Origin of the sequence: Terasakiella sediminum (assembly GCF_033100395.1) — a bacterium.
Taxonomy (GTDB): Bacteria; Pseudomonadota; Alphaproteobacteria; order Rhodospirillales; family Terasakiellaceae; genus Terasakiella.
The window spans coordinates 1-16,513 of sequence record NZ_JAWLVJ010000003.1 but is presented as its reverse complement, the minus strand read 5'-3'; the positions used below and the strand labels follow the sequence as shown (position 1 = coordinate 16,513).

Annotated in this window: 12 protein-coding genes and 1 tRNA gene; 2 read left to right on the top strand and 11 right to left on the bottom strand. The window is 49.2% G+C overall.

Translation table 11 applies throughout. From position 1 onward, the window contains the following. Positions 1–36 precede the first annotated feature (36 nt). Together rpoC and rpoB are read right to left on the bottom strand one after the other, a co-directional pair. Positions 37–4,272, bottom strand: coding sequence for a DNA-directed RNA polymerase subunit beta' (gene rpoC, locus RYZ26_RS02555; protein WP_317681577.1), 4,236 nt, complete (start codon positions 4,270–4,272; stop codon positions 37–39). Position 4,273: 1 nt separating this feature from the next. Next, positions 4,274–8,431, bottom strand: a complete 4,158-nt coding sequence (gene rpoB, locus RYZ26_RS02550) for a DNA-directed RNA polymerase subunit beta (protein WP_317681576.1) — start codon at positions 8,429–8,431, stop codon at positions 4,274–4,276. 383 nt (positions 8,432–8,814) lie between these two features. On the opposite strand from rpoB, the gene RYZ26_RS02545 reads away from it, so the two are divergent. Continuing rightward, positions 8,815–9,762 carry a transporter substrate-binding domain-containing protein gene (locus RYZ26_RS02545; RefSeq protein WP_317681575.1) on the top strand — a complete coding sequence of 316 codons (948 nt, stop codon included), beginning with the start codon at positions 8,815–8,817 and terminating at the stop codon, positions 9,760–9,762. Positions 9,763–9,772: 10 nt separating this feature from the next. After that, positions 9,773–11,290 carry a diguanylate cyclase gene (locus RYZ26_RS02540; RefSeq protein ID WP_317681574.1) on the top strand — a complete coding sequence of 506 codons (1,518 nt, stop codon included), beginning with the start codon at positions 9,773–9,775 and terminating at the stop codon, positions 11,288–11,290. Positions 11,291–11,316: 26 nt separating this feature from the next. On the opposite strand, the gene RYZ26_RS02535 is transcribed toward RYZ26_RS02540, so the two are convergent. From RYZ26_RS02535 to RYZ26_RS02495, 9 genes are all read right to left on the bottom strand, one after another. After that, a complete protein-coding gene (locus tag RYZ26_RS02535; RefSeq protein ID WP_317681573.1) occupies positions 11,317–11,967 on the bottom strand; it encodes a methionyl-tRNA formyltransferase in 651 nt (216 codons plus the stop codon). A 204-nt stretch (positions 11,968–12,171) separates the two neighbouring features. After that, complete coding sequence (locus tag RYZ26_RS02530; RefSeq protein ID WP_317681572.1) at positions 12,172–12,345, bottom strand: hypothetical protein; 174 nt, start codon at positions 12,343–12,345, stop codon at positions 12,172–12,174. Positions 12,346–12,547: 202 nt separating this feature from the next. Further along, positions 12,548–12,922, bottom strand: a complete 375-nt coding sequence (gene rplL, locus RYZ26_RS02525) for a 50S ribosomal protein L7/L12 (RefSeq protein WP_317681571.1) — start codon at positions 12,920–12,922, stop codon at positions 12,548–12,550. 56 nt (positions 12,923–12,978) lie between these two features. Next, positions 12,979–13,491, bottom strand: a complete 513-nt coding sequence (gene rplJ, locus RYZ26_RS02520) for a 50S ribosomal protein L10 (protein WP_317681570.1) — start codon at positions 13,489–13,491, stop codon at positions 12,979–12,981. A 313-nt stretch (positions 13,492–13,804) separates the two neighbouring features. Continuing rightward, positions 13,805–14,500 (bottom strand): 50S ribosomal protein L1, encoded by a 696-nt coding sequence (rplA, locus tag RYZ26_RS02515; protein ID WP_317681569.1) that lies wholly within the window; start codon positions 14,498–14,500, stop codon positions 13,805–13,807. Between the two features lie 4 nt (positions 14,501–14,504). Then, the gene (gene rplK, locus RYZ26_RS02510) at positions 14,505–14,933 is read right to left on the bottom strand and encodes a 50S ribosomal protein L11 (RefSeq protein WP_317681568.1); all 429 of its coding nucleotides are present in this window, start codon (positions 14,931–14,933) and stop codon (positions 14,505–14,507) included. Between the two features lie 269 nt (positions 14,934–15,202). Continuing rightward, on the bottom strand, positions 15,203–15,736 hold the full coding sequence (nusG, locus tag RYZ26_RS02505; protein ID WP_317681567.1) for a transcription termination/antitermination protein NusG: 534 nt from the start codon (positions 15,734–15,736) through the stop codon (positions 15,203–15,205). Positions 15,737–15,747: 11 nt separating this feature from the next. Further along, positions 15,748–15,936 carry a preprotein translocase subunit SecE gene (gene secE / locus RYZ26_RS02500; protein ID WP_317681566.1) on the bottom strand — a complete coding sequence of 63 codons (189 nt, stop codon included), beginning with the start codon at positions 15,934–15,936 and terminating at the stop codon, positions 15,748–15,750. A 50-nt stretch (positions 15,937–15,986) separates the two neighbouring features. Next, positions 15,987–16,062: transfer RNA gene (locus RYZ26_RS02495), tRNA-Trp, on the bottom strand. Between the last annotated feature and the right edge of the window lie 451 nt (positions 16,063–16,513).

Below are 16,513 nucleotides of genomic sequence, written 5' to 3'. Positions count from 1 at the left end.
CCTACCCGGTTTTCTTTTGACTTGAACGTCGTCCGCTTATTCAGCAGGAGCAGCAGGTGCTTCCTCTGTGCCTTCGCCAGCCGTCAAAGCAGCAGTGTGTGCAGCTTCGGCTTCGGCTTGGGCGGCAGCGGCAGCTTGTGCAGCTTGTTCGTGTTCTGGCACGTAGCCAGCTTCACGATCACGCTCGGCAGCAACCTGACGGACTTTGCTCATGTAAGCGCCCGTACCGGCTGGGATCAAGCGACCCACGATGACGTTTTCTTTCAGACCCAGCAGGTAGTCTTTCTTGCCGGAAACAGCCGCTTCTGTAAGAACGCGGGTTGTTTCCTGGAAGGACGCTGCGGAGATGAAGGATTGTGTCTGCAAAGACGCCTTCGTGATACCAAGAAGGATTGGCTGACCAACAGCGATACGATCGCCGCGTTCTTCAGTCTTCTTGTTCTCACGACGGAATTCAACGCGATCCACTTGCTCGCCAACCAGGAAGGTTGTGTCGCCCGGATCGGTGATTTCGATCTTTTGCAGCATCTGACGTGCAATCGTTTCGATGTGCTTGTCGTTGATCATAACCCCTTGCAGACGGTAAACGTCCTGGATCTCAGCGATCAGGAATTCAGCCAGTGCCTCAACACCCATAACGCGCAGGATGTCGTGTGGAACCGGGCTACCATCCATCAATGGGTCACCTTTACGTACGTAGTCACCTTCCTGTACAGAAATGTGCTTACCTTTTGGAACAAGGAATTCCATTGGTTCAGCATCATCACCTTCAGGTGTGACAACGATACGACGCTTGTTTTTATAGTCCTTACCAAAGGTCACGCGGCCATCGATATCGGTGATGATAGCATGGTCTTTTGGTTTACGGGCTTCGAACAGTTCGGCCACACGTGGCAGACCACCGGTAATGTCACGGGTCTTGGCAGACTCACGTGGAATACGTGCCAATGTGTCACCCGCGTGAACCGTATCGCCATCCTGGATGGACAGTACAGAGTCAACAGACATTGCGTAAGTGGCTTGAGACCCGTTTGCCATTTCAATCGGCTGACCATTTTCGTCAACGATTGCAATCCGTGGGACAAGATCCGCACCAGCAGGCAGGGATTTCCAGTCAACGATAACTTTAGAAGCAATACCCGTTGCTTCGTCCGTTTGTTCGGCGACAGAAACACCGTCTACCAGGTCGAGGAACTTAACTGTACCGTTTACTTCTGTCAGAACCGGCAATGTGTGCGGATCCCATTCAGCAAGCTTGGTGCCACGTTCAACGGTCTGACCGTCGATGACAAACAGTTTTGTACCATAATTAATACGGTGACGGGCACGTTCCTTACCAGTGTTGTCGATCAACAGCAGTTCGGTGTTACGGCTCATGACCGTATCAACGCCTGCGGAGTTCTTAACTGTCTGGCAGTTGACCAGGCTCACTTTACCTTCGTAAGAAGTTTCGATGGAGTTCTGTTCCGCACCACCAGTCGCCGCACCACCAATGTGGAACGTACGCATGGTCAGCTGTGTACCAGGCTCACCAATGGACTGGGCAGCGATAACACCAACTGCTTCCCCACGGTTTACCTTGGTGTTACGGGCCAGGTCGCGGCCGTAACATGTGGCACAAACGCCGTTTTCAGCTTCACAAGTCAGAACCGAGCGGATCTTGACGGTTTCTACACCGGCTTCTTCGATCGCTTTGGCTTCTTCTTCTTCGATCAGTTCACCAGCAGCAAGGATCAACTCACCTGTTTCAGGGTGTGTGATGTCTTCACCCGCAGAACGACCAAGGATACGTTCGTACAGAGAAACAATCTCGTCACCACCATCAACAACAGCACGTGTTGTCAGGCCGTTTTCCGTCCCACAATCGTCTTCGAAGATGATGCAATCTTGTGCAACGTCTACCAGACGACGTGTCAGGTAACCGGAGTTCGCTGTTTTCAAAGCCGTATCTGCCAGACCCTTACGGGCACCGTGTGTCGAGTTAAAGTACTCAAGTACGGTCAGACCTTCTTTAAAGTTCGCGATAATCGGTGTTTCGATAATCTCACCAGACGGCTTGGCCATCAGACCACGCATCCCGCCAAGCTGACGCATCTGGGCAGTCGAACCACGGGCACCGGAGTGAGCCATCATGTATACAGAGTTGACAGGAACGCCCGGCTCAACGCGCGAGATTTCCTTCATCATTTCTGATGTCACCTGATCGTTACAGTGTGACCAGGCATCAACCACTTTGTTGTACTTCTCACGCTGTGTGATCAGACCGTCCATATACTGACGTTCGAATTCCTTGACGGCGTCTTTGGTTTCAGCAACCAGCGGCGCTTTCGCTTCAGGAATAACCATATCGTCTTTACCAAACGAGATACCTGCTTTACAGGCCCATTTGAAACCAAGACCCATGATACGGTCACAGAAGATAACAGTCTCTTTCTGACCCACGTGGCGGTAAACTTCACCGATGACGTTGGAAACGTCTTTCTTCGTCAGAAGACGGTTAATCAGAGAGAACGGCACTTCGATGTGGCGTGGCAACAGCTCGGAAAGCAGCATACGGCCAGGTGTTGTTTCAACACGTTCAACAACTTCATCACCATTTTCATCGATTGTGCGGTAACGACATGTGATCTTCGCGTGCAGGCTGACAACATCATTGTCAAGCGCCTGGTGGATTTCACCAACGCCGGAGAACTGCATGCCTTCGCCTTTTTCTTCATCAAGCTGCATTGAGAGGTAGTAAATACCCAATACAATATCCTGTGAAGGTACGATGATCGGTTTACCAGAAGCCGGTTGCAGGATGTTGTTTGTAGACATCATCAGTACGCGGGCTTCAAGCTGTGCTTCCAGAGACAGCGGTACGTGTACCGCCATTTGGTCACCGTCGAAGTCAGCGTTAAAGGCCGTACAAACAAGCGGGTGCAACTGGATCGCTTTACCTTCAACCAACGTCGGTTCAAACGCCTGGATACCCAAACGGTGCAGTGTTGGTGCACGGTTCAGCATCACTGGGTGTTCACGGATAACTTCTTCAAGAATATCCCAAACTTCCGGGCGTTCTTTTTCCACCATACGCTTTGCTGCTTTAATGGTGGTTGCCATCCCGTAAAGTTCCAGCTTCGCATAGATAAACGGCTTGAACAGTTCGAGCGCCATCTTCTTCGGCAGACCACACTGATGCAGCATCAGTTCAGGACCTACCACGATAACCGAACGACCAGAATAATCGACACGCTTACCAAGAAGGTTTTGACGGAAGCGACCCTGCTTACCCTTAAGCATATCAGACAGAGACTTAAGTGGACGCTTGTTCGCACCAGTGATCGGACGGGAACGACGGCTGTTGTCGAACAGTGCGTCAACGGATTCCTGCAGCATACGTTTTTCGTTACGTACGATGATTTCCGGTGCGCGCAGTTCGATCAGACGCTTCAGACGGTTGTTACGGTTGATCACCCGACGATAAAGATCGTTCAGATCAGACGTCGCAAAACGACCGCCGTCCAGAGGGACCAGTGGACGCAGTTCTGGTGGAATGACCGGAACAACTTCCAGGATCATCCACTCAGGACGGGAACCTGATTCAAGGAAAGCTTCAACCAGTTTCAGACGTTTAACGAACTTCTTACGCTTGGCTTCGGAGTTTGTCTCGCGAAGGTCTTCACGCAGATCTTCCATTTCGTCTTCCAGGTTGATCTCAGCCAGCATGTCACGGATTGCTTCCGCACCGATGCCCGCTGTGAACGCATCCTGACCGTATTCTTCAACAGCATTGATATACTGTTCTTCAGTCAGAAGCTCTTTCTGTTTCAATGGCGTCAGGCCCGGTTCAACAACAACGAAGTTTTCGAAGTAGAGAACGCGTTCCAGATCTTTCAACGTCATATCCAGCAACAGGCCGATACGAGAAGGAAGAGACTTCAGGAACCAGATGTGAGCAACAGGTGCTGCAAGTTCGATGTGACCCATGCGTTCACGACGCACTTTGGTCAATGTCACTTCAACGCCACATTTTTCACAAACGATCCCTTTGTACTTCATGCGTTTATATTTACCGCACAAGCACTCGTAATCTTTTACCGGGCCGAAAATACGGGCGCAGAACAGGCCGTCACGTTCCGGTTTAAAGGTACGATAGTTGATAGTTTCAGGCTTCTTAATCTCACCATAAGACCAAGAACGGATTTTCTCAGGGCTTGCGATATTGATCTGCAAGTTATCGAACTGTTGAGCGCCGCTAACTTGACCAAAGAATTTCATCAATTCCGACATATTAGAGTTCCCCTTGGTTCATGTTGACATTCAGGCCAAGCGCTTGAAGCTCTTTCACCAGAACGTTGAAGGATTCCGGAATACCGGCTTCGAAGCTGTCTTCACCGCGAACGATGGCTTCATACACTTTCGTACGACCAGAAACGTCATCGGACTTAACCGTGAGCATTTCCTGCAGAGTATAGGCAGCACCATATGCTTCAAGGGCCCATACCTCCATCTCACCAAAGCGCTGACCACCGAACTGGGCTTTACCGCCCAATGGCTGTTGTGTAACCAAACTGTACGGGCCGATGGAACGGGCGTGCAGTTTGTCATCAACAAGGTGATGCAGTTTCAGCATGTAGATGTAACCAACGGTCACCTGACGGTGGAACTGATCCCCCGTACGGCCGTCATACAATGTGGACTGACCGGATGCATTGAAACCGGACATTTCCAGATGCTTGGAGATATCGTCCTGGGACGCACCGTCAAAGACAGGTGTCGCCATTGGAACCCCTTTACGCAGGTTACCTGCCAGTTCGTCAATCTCGCCATCGTCCATGTCAGCAACATGTTCGTTGAAGATTTCATCACCATAAGCGAATTGCAGCTTGTCGCGAACGCCATCATAAGCACCGGAACGCTTCGCAGCGTCAAGTTGCTCACCGATTTGGCGGCCAAGACCGGCAGCAGCCCAGCCCAGGTGTGTTTCAAGGATCTGACCAACGTTCATACGTGATGGTACACCCAGTGGGTTCAGAACCACGTCAACGTGCGTACCGTCATCCAGGTAAGGCATATCTTCGATCGGAACGATACGAGAAATAACACCTTTGTTCCCGTGACGACCGGCCATCTTGTCACCAGGCTGCAGCTTACGCTTGATCGCAACGAAGACTTTAACCATCTTCATTACCCCTGGTGGCAGTTCGTCACCGCGTTGCAGTTTCTCAACTTTATTTTCGAAACGTTCCTGAACATGACCAATGGCATCTTCAAAGTGTTTCTTCAGAGATTCAACATCGCTTTGAACGTCATCATTTTCAACCGCAACATGGATCAGCTGACCCGGGTTGAACTGATCCAGCATTTCTTCAGTGATTGCAACACCGGTTTCCATGCCGTTTGGACCGGCAACCGCGATTTGGCCAACAACTGTGGACTTCATACGGGCAGCAAGGTTACGTTCGTGGATTTTACGCTCGTCATCACGGTCTTTTGCAAGACGTTCGATCTCAGCGCGTTCAATCGCCAACGCACGTTCGTCTTTTTCCACACCACGGCGGTTAAAGACGCGAACCTCAACAACAGTACCAGTAGCACCAGGAGGCATGCGCAGAGAAGTATCACGCACGTCAGAAGCTTTCTCACCAAAGATGGCACGCAGAAGTTTTTCTTCCGGTGTCATTGGGCTTTCGCCTTTTGGTGTCACTTTACCAACCAGAATATCAGAAGCTTTTACTTCCGCACCGATGTAAACGATACCGGCTTCATCAAGGTTTTTAAGGGCCTCTTCACCAACGTTTGGAATATCACGGGTGATTTCCTCCTGACCCAGTTTGGTATCACGCGCCATGACTTCAAATTCTTCCAGGTGGATAGAAGTGAAGACGTCGTCACGTACGATACGTTCGGAAATCAGAATAGAATCCTCGAAGTTGTAACCGTTCCATGGCATGAAGGCCACAAGCACGTTACGCCCCAGTGCCAGATCACCCAGATCAGTTGATGGACCGTCAGCCAGTACAGTACCAGCCAGAACCATGTCACCAACTTTCACCAGCGGACGCTGGTTGATACAGGTGTTTTGGTTGGAACGTTTGAATTTCTTCAAAGTGTAGATATCAACACCAACTGTGGACGCGTCGTCACCTTCGGCACGTACCACGATACGTGTTGCATCAACGGTATCGATGATACCTGCACGTTTTGCAACAATTGCAGCACCGGAATCGCGCGCGACAACTTCTTCCATGCCTGTCCCAACGAGTGGTGCATCAGCTTGCAGAAGTGGAACGGCCTGACGTTGCATGTTCGCACCCATCAGGGCACGGTTGGCGTCATCGTTTTCCAGGAAGGGGATCATCGCGGCCGCAACAGATACGATCTGTTTTGGCGATACGTCGATCAGCGTAATGTCTTCAGGCTGCGCCATGATATATTCACCCGCCTGACGGCAAGAGATCAGATCATCAACGAAGCAACCGTTTTCATCCAGGTTCGCGTTCGCCTGAGCCACTGTGTAGCGACCTTCCTGCATCGCAGAAAGATACACAACTTCGTCACTTACCTGACCATTTTCAACACGGCGATACGGGCTTTCGATGAAGCCGTATTTATTGACACGGGCAAATGTGGACAAAGAGTTGATCAGACCAATGTTCGGACCTTCAGGGGTCTCAATCGGACAGATACGACCATAGTGCGTTGGGTGTACGTCACGAACTTCAAAGCCCGCACGTTCACGTGTCAAACCACCGGGGCCCAAGGCTGACAGACGACGCTTGTGCGTCACTTCTGACAGTGGGTTCGTCTGGTCCATGAACTGTGACAACTGCGATGAGCCGAAGAATTCACGAACAGCAGCAGCGGCTGGCTTCGCGTTGATCAGATCGTGTGGCATTACAGTGTCGATATCGACAGAGCCCATACGTTCCTTGATCGCACGTTCCATACGCAGCAGACCGATACGGTACTGGTTTTCCATCAATTCACCAACGGAGCGAACACGACGGTTGCCCAGGTGATCGATATCGTCAATCTCGCCACGACCATCTTTCAGTTCAACGAGGATACGCAGAACTTCCAGAATGTCTTCGCGACGCAATGTACGGATGGTGTCAGGGATTTCATCAAAGCCCAGACGCATGTTCATTTTAACACGACCAACCGCAGACAGGTCATAACGCTCCTGATCGAAGAACAGGCTTTCGAACAGAGCTTCTGCAGACTCAAGGGTTGGCGGCTCACCCGGACGCATGACACGATAAATATCGATCAGCGCTTCTTCACGGGTAGAGTTCTTATCAACAGCCAGTGTGTTGCGAACGTACGGGCCAACATTTACGTGGTCGATAGACAGCAATGGCAGCTCAGTGACGCCAGCAGCTTCCAGTTCTTCCAGAAGTTCCGCTGTCAGTTCACCACCTGCTTCGACGAAGATTTCGCCAGTGCTTTCGTTCACCAGATCAGAAGCAACAAACTTGCCGATCATTTCTTCCTGAGAAACAAGTGTATCCGTCAGACCTGCTTCTGCCAGTTTCTTGGCTTGGCGTGGCGTCACTTTCTTACCGATACCCAGAACAGTCTCACCTGTTTTGGCATCAACAAGATCGTGCATCAGCTTTACGCCTTTCAGACGTTCTGCATCAAAGACTGTCTGCCAGCCTTTCTTGCCACGTGTGTATTCAACAGTCGCATAGAAGAAGTTCAGAACGTCTTCTGGGGACATGCCAACCGCATCACCAACTTCGAAGGTTTCGCCAGCTGCGCGTTTGTCAGCTGTTTCCTGGTTGTCCAGGGCCATCATCAATGTGGTCACAGGCAGCTTACGACGACGGTCGATACGGACATACAGAATGTCTTTCGCATCAAATTCGAAATCCAGCCATGAACCGCGGTAAGGAATAATACGCGCTGCGAACAGGTATTTACCTGAAGAGTGCGTTTTACCTTTGTCGTGATCGAAGAACACACCAGGGGAGCGGTGCATTTGCGATACGATTACACGTTCCGTACCATTTACAACGAATGTACCGTTAGACGTCATGAACGGCATATCGCCCATGTAAACGTCCTGTTCTTTAATGTCGCGAACCGAGCGCGCACCGGTATCTTCGTCAACGTCCCAAACAACCAGACGCAGGGTCATTTTCAACGGGGCAGAATAAGTCATGCCACGTTGCTGACATTCTTCAACGTCGTATTTAGGCTCTTCAAATTCGTAGGAAACATATTCCAGCGTGCCACGCTCAGAGAAGTCATTAATCGGGAAAACCGACTTAAAGACAGCCTGCAGACCGTTATCAATACGATCGCCTGGTTTTACTGTGGCTTGCAGAAAATGTTCGTAGGATGATTTTTGAACTTCAATCAAGTTCGGCATCGGGGCAACAGTCGGGATACGACCGAAGCTCTTACGGATACGCTTGCGGTTAATTAGCGGAGTCGCCATTAGTGTCCTCAAGGATATAAAGTGAAGGATTAGCCATTACACCGCCAGTCGCCGAACCTTGATGCAATTTCAATCCAAAAAGCTCACCAAGAAAGTGAACCAACTCCAAGAAATCCCTAACTTTATCGGCCTGGCTACGGCCTATCCGGGTTAGAGACGGAGGTGTCTTCATACGCATAATACAGACAAAGACAGCCGGGCCGGATCGAATCAACGATTCAATCCAGCCCAGCGATTTGCATTCTTTATAGGGAATGCTCAGAAAATGTAAAGAAAAAAAACGCTCTCCAAACAATCCCTCACATCACCATAAGCTTCCTTGATTCCATTTCACCCTTCCAATAAGCTCACCTGTAAGTAAGGCGTGAAAAAGGAAGAGCCAAATGAAACAAATAATTCCAGCACTTCTTGGACTTATACTATCCGTAACAAGCGCAGAGGCCCGTGACTGGGACGAGATTACTAAATCCGGTACACTCAACGTCGGTGTGCGCCCGGCAGCACAGGTGGTCTACCGTCCGGCCAGTCCGGAAAAGCCTGGGATGATGTATGAGATGGTGCAGGATTTTGCCAAACTGCATGGACTGAAAATCAATCTGGTGGAAATCCCTTCCTTTTCCACTTACTGGAAACAAAACCCCACCGACAAAGCCCTAAGCAAAATGGGCACGCCTGGCATTTATGATCAGATTGATGTGGCCGCAGAAATCTTCACTGTGACGGACGCGCGCAAATCCCGGATCCATATGAGCCCCTATCTGGAAAATGTGGAACTGTTCTTTGCACAAAAAGGCAAACGCTTTCAATCTTATGAAGACCTGATCGGTCAAAGCATCCTGACCTATGAGTCTATGAGCTTCTATGGCTTGTTGATCAACGAGCTTCATAAACATAACCTACCCTATCGCCAGACCTATGTTACACCACTGAAAGACAAGGTCGGCACATTTGAGCTGCCCGCCAATTACAAAAACGATCCAACAAAGATCAACCTGCTGACCTTCCCCAAAGACACCAAGGCACGCGCCACCATGTCTTATCAGCCTGTCGCCAGCGGCATAGCGGATATAGGGATCAATGATGCGGTCGGTGTGCTTTATCGGGTGTTTGAGGTCGGGCAGTTTAAAGACAAGCTCCGCCCCCTCTTCCCTGCCCAGCCCAAACGGTCCGAACTCGCCTGGGGCAGCCGTCATGAAGACAAGATGCTGAACCAAAAAATTGCAGAATTCATGGTGGAAGATAAAAAGTCCGGTCAATTTTCCAAACGACTGGAACGTTACATCGGCATGAGCTTTGAAGACTATCAAAGCCTCATTCAGATGTTTGACTGAGCCCTGCCCCATGCGTATTCAGCATCAGATATTCCTGGCGATCCTGCTGGTCTTTACCTGCGTATTCGGCCTTGCCACCTGGTTTTACTATTATCATTTCAGCCAGGAACTGCATCGTTCTGAAACACAACAGGTCAATCAGATCAACCGCTATGTGGAACGTGAAATCAATGACACGCTGAAACGTCACCATGGACTGATGCAGACATTAAACAAAGATGGCGATGTGGCCTCTGCCTATGATGACGTCAACTGGCTTGCCTTTATGGGGCGCAAGTTCATCACCAAAAGCGTTGCCGACCTGTTTGAACGCTATCCCTATTTCCAAAGCGCAACTTTCTATAAAGAGGGCGCGCGATTTATCAATGTGGCTGCCCCCGCAACATCTGCTCCCCCCAATGCGCTGATCGAACAATCCATCCTGTTGGATGTACCGGATGGCAAACTGGTTTTGCGCAGTAATATCCTCAAGCTTTTGCAGGCGCATCTGAAAGACAACAAAATCAACCGTTCCACTCGGCTTTATTTTGAAACTGACCGGGGTGCCTGGCTAGTCAGTTCCCAATCCATTGAAAAGGTGAATATCCAGCTGAACATTAATCAGTCAGAACAAATTAAACTGCCTGCCGGTATCTATCTTTCCTCCCCGCGTCTGAGTGGAGAGAATTGGTCCCTGCACAGTCTGCTTTCCCAAACCGCAACGACCAATGCCTTAAACGAACTACTATTCAAGGCCGTAATGGCTTATCTGGCTTCTGCCCTTTTGTTCTTTGTCATCGCGCGTTATCTCTCCCACCTCATGATCCGGCCGTTGCGCAATCTGGAAAAGGCGGCCGTTGCCATCATGAGTGGGGACTATTCCCCCATCAAAACAGACCAGGCAGACGAAACCAAACCCGCCATCGAAGCCTTTAACCTGATGAGCAAACGCATTCAGGGGTTCACACAAGAACTACAGGATCAAGTCGCAGCACGCACGAAAGAACTTGAAATCGCCAACGCTGAACTCGCTTTGATGAATGAAACCGATATTCTTACGGGCGCGCGCAGCCGACAATTCCTGACCCACCATGCGCCCAACTTAATCAAGCTGGCCAATCGCAGTGGATTAAGCGTGGGCGTAGCCATGCTGGACATTGATTATTTTAAAAAAATCAATGACACCTACGGCCATGTCAAAGGCGATGAATGCCTAATTGCTTTTGTCGATGAAATGCATCGCATTTTCCGCCGGGACAATGACTGGGTCATCCGCTATGGCGGAGAAGAATTCTGCCTGATTTGCTTTGGGCAAGATCACGACAGTTTCAAAGAACAGCTCGCCATCTTCCGCCTGGCTGTTGAACAAATTAAAATAGCGGATGAAGAGAACGGCGAAATCACATTCACGGTCTCCATCGGCTACAATCATTATGATGAAGCCCCGGAACAATGGTCCGACCCTATGATCGGGCGGGCGGACGAATTACTCTATAAAGCCAAACGGTCCGGGCGTAACCGTATTGAGGGCGAACAGATCAACCACTAAGGTAAAGTTCCCTCCACGCCCGGGATTTACCCCTTATGTAAAATTTCGATTTCTTCTTTTGAGAGGGGAGCGTTATGAGTGGCGAGGTTTTCGTCCTGTGGCCTCCCCGCCCATTGACCCGACACTAATCGAGGCAAGACTGTCTCCATCAAAATAATAGATTTTTTATATAGGCTCATTGCGAGACTAAGTGGCGTGTCGGTGTCCAAAACATTCACAGGAATTTGTGCAATGATGTCACCTTTGTCAAATTCAGCTGACATGACATGTACTGTCACACCCGTCACATCTTCTTTCTTTTTCAGCACCCATTCAATTGGATGAGGCCCTCTATTTCTCGGCAAGAGAGAATAGTGAATATTAAACGCGCACCCCTCGACAAACGATAGCAGATCGTCAGAGATCAAAAGACTGTAACTGTTGCAAATAAGCCCATCAGGTTTCAAATCTCGTACATTCTCGATAAATGTATCCCACGCCTTCTCATCCTTACGAGGGGGCTGAACAAGCATAGGCAATTTCTTTTCGAGGGCCATTTTTTCAATCTTGGTGATATCCTCCGGCCGATTAAAAGCTGCGACAACGCCGGCAATTCGGTTGGCTGGAAGATAGTGTAGAATTTGATTTACCCCAATTTCATCACCAAAGATCAACATCTTTTCTATCGATTTTGGCATTTGGCAAACCTTTCATTCTCACACGCCGCACCAAAGCGCTTTCATCAAGGATCTGTCAATTATCCATGACAGGTTCATTCATTTCTGTCCATTGCATTCTGATCCACTGCGACCAGATATTCATCGTCCATAAGATTATTCACAAACAAAAAAACGGCCCTCGCTTGAGGACCGTTTTTTAGAAACTGTAATGTTTCACCCACATTAAGCGAGAGAGCATTCGTTTTCTTCTTCGATTTTACCGGATTCAACGATCTCGATAATACGAGTGTTTTCTTCGTTGGCCGGGCAACCGCAAGAATAGTCGCCAGAAGCTTCGTGCAGTTCAGCTTGCTTCAGGTGCCATTGTGCTACTTTTCTGTGATCATCAGCTTTCATGTGTCTTCCCCTTAGAAGTATCATTAAATTAAAAAAGCGTATGCCTTTTTAGATGAAGCTTTACAAGGGTGCAACCCGTTGTTTGGAAAAATTCTAGATTTTTTCCAAACTAAGAGCTAACTCCTTATCAGCAATAAAAAAACGGCCCTTCAATTGAAGGACCGTCTTTTCAAAAAATCTAAAGCCAGAAGGCTTCAAGAAATTATTTAAGAGCGACTTTAGCGCCAGCTTCTTCCAATTTCTTTTTGATTTCTTCAGCTTCGTCTTTAGCAACGCCTTCTTTAACAGGCTTAGGTGCGCCTTCAACGAGTTCTTTAGCTTCTTTCAGACCCAGGCCTGTGATGCCACGAACTTCTTTGATCACGTTGATTTTCTTGTCGCCAGCGGACTCAAGAACAACGTCAAAGTCAGTTTTTTCTTCAGCAGCTTCGCCACCAGCAGCAGCTGGACCAGCAGCTACAGCAACAGGAGCAGCAGCAGAAACGCCCCATTTTTCTTCGAGCATAGTAGAAAGCTCAGCAGCTTCCATAACAGTCAGTGTAGATAGTTCGTCTACCAGTTTAGCCAAATCAGCCATAGTTCATAACTCCTAGAACTTTAGTCTTCTGTAAAAATAAAATATTAAAACCGGTCTTAAGCTTCGCTTTTGCCGTAAGCACCGAATACGCGAGCCAGTTGGCCAGCAGGTGCTTGTGTAACAGCTGCAAGTTTCTGAGCAGGTGCCTGAAGCACGCCCACAAGCTTGCCACGCAGTTCGTCGAGAGAAGGCATAGAAGCCAGAGCTTTTACACCAGCGACGTCAAGCGCAGTTTCGTCCATGGCACCACCAAGAATAACGAGCTTTTCGTTTTTCTTAGCGAATTCCACAGAAGCTTTGGCGGCAGCAACAGCATCTTCCGAATACGCAATCGCAGTCGGACCACTGAGCATTTCGCCAAGGCCTTCGAACTTGCTGTCAGCAAGAGCGAGTTTAGTAAGACGGTTTTTCGTAACCTTGAAGCCAGCACCAGATTCACGCATCTTGCCGCGAAGCTCTTCCATTTCTGTTACTGTCAGACCACTGTAGTGGGCAACAACAACTGTAGAGCTGCTCGCAAACACGTCGCGCATTTCTGCTACGAGTTCTTCTTTCTCGGTACGGTTCATGTCGTCTCCGATACTCTTTTAGACATCCACCCCCGAACGGGGCCAAACATCCGATGGATAATGAACAGGCGAAATCATTTCACCTGCCCGGTTCCACTGTCTCAAATTGTCACAGAAGGTCAGTTCAAGAGAGGCTCGCGAACAACGCGCGGGCATCAAATTCTTTACTTCCGTCTATGAAGGCCAAATGTTTAAACGAGGCGAACCCCGCACCTTCAGTCTTGGACAGTCACGAAAGGTCTTTCACCTTTCGATCAACTCCGGCCCTTCGCAAAACAAAGAGCCGGAGAATCTCTAAAACTCGAAGCGGCTTTTAGCCGACCAGAGTTGCAATGTCAAGCTTAACGCCAACACCCATTGTAGAAGACACAGTCGCGGACTTCAGGTAGGTGCCTTTAGCGCCAGATGGCTTGGCTTTGTTAATCGCTGCGATGAAAGCGGTGACGTTCTCAGCGATTTGCTCTTCTGAGAAGGATGCTTTACCGATACCAGCGTGAACGATACCAGCTTTCTCTACGCGGAACTGAACTTCACCAGCTTTTGCGTTAGAAACAGCGTCTTTAACGTTCGGTGTAACTGTACCCAGTTTTGGGTTCGGCATCAGGCCACGTGGACCAAGTACTTTACCCAGACGGCCAACAACAGCCATCATGTCAGGTGTCGCGATTACACGATCGAAGTCCATTTCGCCGCCCTGAATTTTTTCCATCAGGTCTTCAGCGCCAACCAGGTCAGCACCAGCTTCTTTGGCTTCTTCTGCTTTTGCATCACGTGCGAAAACAGCAACACGCATTGTTTTACCTGTGCCGTGTGGCAGAGCAACAACACCGCGAACCATCTGGTCAGCGTGACGTGGGTCAACACCCAGGTTTACAGCGATTTCGATTGTTTCGTCGAATTTGGCTTTTGCGCCATCTTTAACGATTTTGGAAGCTTCAGCTGCAGAGAATGTAGCGAGCTTGTCCCAGCCTTCACGGGCCGCAGTAAGACGTTTACCAACTTTTGCCATGATCTTAATCCACTACCTCTACGCCCATAGAACGTGCAGAACCAGCCAAAGAATTCACAGCCGCCTCAATTGTGTTGGCGTTCATGTCTTTGATTTTTTCTTCTGCGATCTCAGCCAATTGTGCTTTGGTGATTTTGCCAACAAAGCCCTGACCTGTTGTACCGGAACCTTTTTTCAGGCCGATTTTCTTCTTAATGAAGTAAGAAGCAGGTGGCAGTTTGGTTTCGAAAGTGAATGTACGGTCAGCATAAGCTGTGATCACAACAGGAATCGGTGTGCCCGGTTCCATTTTTTGTGTCGCAGCGTTAAACGCCTTACAGAATTCCATGATGTTCAGACCTGCTTGACCCAAAGCCGGACCCACGGGTGGGGACGGGTTTGCTTGACCAGCAGCGATTTGCAGCTTGATAAAGCCTGCAACTTTTTTAGCCATAATAAACCTCAGTTTATAGTGTTACCGGGTTGTGTGGTCGGGCTTGACTTGGCCTCCCACACTCTTATCGTTTGCAATCCAGAAGAAAGCAAAACGCCGCGCCTTATACTGAGCTTGACCACCCTTGTCGAGTCTTTATTTACACATAACTGTAAAAAAGGCGAAGAGCCGTTGTTTTCCCCTCATCGCCCCATAAAATCAGGGACCCAGACAACAAAAAAGCGAGGTATAAACCTCGCTCTTTCAAATTCTTTTCAAGCCAGAAAGACTTAAGCCTTATCGACCTGGTTGTATTCCAGTTCCACCGGGGTCGAACGACCGAAGATGGAAACGGATACTTTGAGGCGGGCTTTTTCTTCATCGACTTCTTCAACCAGACCATTGAAGGAAGCGAACGGTCCGTCTGTAACCCGAACTTCTTCACCGATTTCGAAGGAAACGCTGTTGCGTGGGCGTTCAACACCTTCCTGTACCTGATGCAGGATACGCTGGGCTTCTTCTTCGCTGATTGGCGCAGGCTTGCCTTGCGCACCCAGGAAGTCCGTAACCTTCGCGGTGTTTTTCACCATGTTCCACGTTTCATCGGTCAACTGCATTTTTGCCAGAACGTAGCCTGGGAAAAATTTACGGTTGGCGGTGACTTTGTTACCACGACGCATTTCAACGACTTCTTCAGTCGGAACCAGAACTTCTTCAAACAGGTCACCCAGACCTTTTTTGTCCGCTTGTTCACGGATGGTCTGTGCTACTTTGTTTTCAAAGCCGGAATAGGCGTGAATAACGTACCAACGTGCTTGTGCCATGGATCTCTACCTCAGCTAAAGATGGCTTTTACCGCCGTAGACAAAATCTGGTCTACGAGGAAAAAGAAAATCGCGGCTAAGAAAACCATGACAAAAACCATACCCGTAGAAACAAAAGTTTCTTTACGTGTTGGCCATGTGATCTTCTTCGCTTCCTGACGGACTTCTTGGGCAAATTTTCCCGGTGATGTCTTCGCCATGATTTCTACCAATCCTTAAGTTCAAAATGGTGACGGATACGTCAAATAAATGGCAGGAGTGGAGGGACTCGAACCCCCGGCACCCGGTTTTGGAGACCGGTGCTCTACCAACTGAGCTACACTCCTACAGCGTCCCTTCAGGGAATACTCAGGCGCTTTCAAACTCTCTCAAGAACTTGAAGCGGGCCTCGTTATATAGCCACAGTTGTCACCTTGCAAGTGTTAAAGTGTGGTTTTAGTGAACTTTTTTCAAGGGAGTGTTTTTTCGGCGCAGTTTATGACCTTTCCTTACTGTAATCCTGGGACAATCGATCAATGAAAGGCGGAATTTGGAAGGCATTTTATCACCATATCATCCTGCAACATGTCCGAGACGACACATTTCTGCACTCTCGTCATCCCTGCGCAGGCAGGAATTTCAAGCACGCTGGGCTCTGGGTTTCGAAAGATCCCGCCAGCAGCGAAGACACAGCTCCTCTCAAACACAAAAAGCCCCCACCCTTTCAGGCGGAGGCTTCTTTTAAGCTTTATCGCTAAAGCAGTCGATTACTCGTCGATGGATGCAACCACGCCGGAA